At 74.2% G+C, this 2,163-nt stretch carries 3 protein-coding genes, 1 tRNA gene and 1 pseudogene; 1 reads left to right on the forward strand and 4 read right to left on the reverse strand.

Annotated features, from left to right (window positions below):
• Positions 1–258: 258 nt before the first annotated feature.
• The 4 genes from RIF68_RS35030 to RIF68_RS35045 form a co-directional block, all read right to left on the reverse strand.
• Positions 259–343, reverse strand: a tRNA-Ser gene (locus RIF68_RS35030).
• Positions 344–410: 67 nt separating this feature from the next.
• The gene (gene tadA, locus RIF68_RS35035; RefSeq protein WP_309055590.1) at positions 411–839 is read right to left on the reverse strand and encodes a tRNA adenosine(34) deaminase TadA; all 429 of its coding nucleotides are present in this window, start codon (positions 837–839) and stop codon (positions 411–413) included.
• 170 nt (positions 840–1,009) lie between these two features.
• A complete protein-coding gene (locus tag RIF68_RS35040) occupies positions 1,010–1,549 on the reverse strand; it encodes a hypothetical protein (RefSeq protein WP_309055592.1) in 540 nt (179 codons plus the stop codon).
• A gap of 258 nt (positions 1,550–1,807) precedes the next feature.
• Positions 1,808–2,005, reverse strand: a complete 198-nt coding sequence (locus tag RIF68_RS35045) for a hypothetical protein (protein WP_309052065.1) — start codon at positions 2,003–2,005, stop codon at positions 1,808–1,810.
• Between the two features lie 91 nt (positions 2,006–2,096).
• Here RIF68_RS35045 and RIF68_RS35050 point away from each other — a divergent pair.
• Positions 2,097–2,163, forward strand: a pseudogene (locus RIF68_RS35050) (uracil phosphoribosyltransferase); the annotation flags it as partial.

Here is a 2,163-nt window from a genome sequence, read left to right on the forward strand (position 1 = left end):
GGATCTGGCAGGAATCCCCGGGCTGTGGAACCGGCCCGCACTGCGGGGCCCGCGCCGCGAGCTTCCCCCCTGACCGTGGCGCGGGACCATCCGGACCGGTTCTCGCCGGGGGGAGCGGCTTGTCCCCCCGATGCCGCTCCCCCCGTCCTTCGCCGAAGGCCCCGGCCGCTCTCCCGAGCGCCGGGGTCTTTTCGCGTACGGGGACGGAGCGGGCATGCGGAAGGGCCCGGTGCTCACGCACCGGGCCCTTCGTCGAAGCGGTAGCGGAGGGATTTGAACCCTCGGTGACTTGCGCCACACTCGCTTTCGAGGCGAGCTCCTTCGGCCGCTCGGACACGCTACCGAGAGAGAGCTTAGCCCAAACTCCCCCGGCGATGAAATCCGTATCGATCCGCAGGTCGGACGGTGGGTCAGCGCGCCCGGAAGAAGGCCGTCAGCTGCTGCGCGCACTCCTCGCCGAGCACGTCGTGGATCACCTCGGGCCGGTGGTTGAGCCGCCGGTCCCGGACGAGGTCCCAGAGCGAGCCGGCGGCTCCCGCCTTCTCGTCGACGGCGCCGAACACCACCCGCGCCACCCGCGCCTGCACCAGCGCGCCCGCGCACATCACGCACGGCTCCAGGGTCACGACCAGCGTGCACCCGGTCAGCCGCCACTCGCCGGTGGCCTCGGCCGCCCGCCGCAGCGCGAGGACCTCGGCGTGCGCGGTCGGATCGCCGGTGGCCTCGCGCTCGTTGTGGCCGCGGGCGAGCACCTCGCCGTCCGGGGAGAGCACGACCGCGCCGACCGGTACGTCACCGGCCGCCGCGGCCGCGTCGGCCTCGGCGAGCGCCAGCCGCATCGCGGACCGCCAGGGGTCCCGTACGGGGTCGGGCGAAGGCCCGGGACGGGACGGGGCCCCGGCGTCCCCGGGGCGGGGGTCGGGCGCCGGGGCGGAGTCCGCGGGCGCGGGCGGCGCCGAGCCGACGGAGCCCGTCGGCCCCGCGGGCTCCGCCGGGAGGTGCGGGGGCACTAGCGCACGGCCTCCAGGACCTCCGCGGCGCCCAGCGCGTCCGCGATCTCCGCGAGCGCGTCGGTGTCGAGCGCGAGGAGGTCGTTCGGGGGCACGCCGAGGTCGGCGAGGACCAGCCGGTCACCCACGGGGGCGGCGGGCACCGTCTCGGAGGCGACGGCCTCCTCCTCGTCGTCGCCGTCCGCCGGGACGTCGAGCGGTTCCCCGTCCTCCGTGCCGTCCAGGTCCAGCGTGTCCAGGTCGTCCAGGGCACCGTCCAGGTCGTCGCCGAGGATCTCCCGGGTGAGGATCTCCCCGTACGAGGAGCGGGCGGCGGCGGCGCCGTCGGAGACGTAGATCCGGGGGTCGTCCTCGCCCTCCACACGGACGATGCCGAACCACGCGTCCTCCTGCTCGATGAAGACGATCACCGTGTCGTCGTCGACGGAGGCCTCGCGGGCCCGGTCGACCAGATCGGACAGGGTCTCCACGTCGTCGAGCTCCGTGTCGCTCGCTTCCCACCCGTCTTCGGTGCGCGCGAGCAGTGCGGCGAAGTACACCTGACTCTCCCACTGATCAGAGGTGTGACGATCCGGCGGCGCGCTCCTGATGCCCCGCCCAATCGGCATCGTGACAGAAACGAGGGCCGCAGGAGAGGTCTTCGGCTCTTGCGTCGTGCATCAGTCTGAACGACACCGCGATCGGGCGGCGCGCGACCCCGGCGCACGAAGGGGGCGCACAGCGGAGGTGCCCGTACCGGCCGCAGGTGCGGAGGACGCGTACGGAGAGGGGCGCGCCCGCGTCCGGACGCGGGGGCCTCACCAGCGGAAGGTGCGCATCCGCATGGCCTGCCGCATCCGGGCCGCGCGGGCCCGCCGGGGCTGGACGCGCTCGCGCAGGGCCTTGGCCTCGTTGAGCTCGCGCAGGAACTGGGCGCGGCGCCTGCGGCGCTCCGCGTCCGTCTCCGGCTCAGGCTTTCCGCGCTCCTGGCCTGCGGTCTCTTCCGGGTCCGGCATCGGCCACACCACCCTGCGACTGGGTCCCTGTGCCCCACCTTCCCCCAGTGGCGGGAGTCGATGCCAGTGCGGGGCGGGCTACTGTTGAGTCATGCGTCTCCACGTCGTCGATCACCCGCTGGTCGCCCACAAGCTCACCACCCTGCGCGACAAGCGCA

Source organism: Streptomyces sp., from assembly GCF_031178505.1.
Lineage (GTDB): Bacteria > Actinomycetota > Actinomycetes > Streptomycetales > Streptomycetaceae > Streptomyces > Streptomyces gulbargensis.

Bases quoted from the DNA above. Each gene is read 5' to 3' on its own strand.
- tadA (WP_309055590.1), bottom strand. From the start codon at position 839: ATGCGGCTGGCGCTCGCCGAGGCCGACGCGGCCGCGGCGGCCGGTGAC.
- RIF68_RS35045 (WP_309052065.1), bottom strand. From the start codon at position 2,005: ATGCCGGACCCGGAAGAGACCGCAGGCCAGGAGCGCGGAAAGCCTGAG.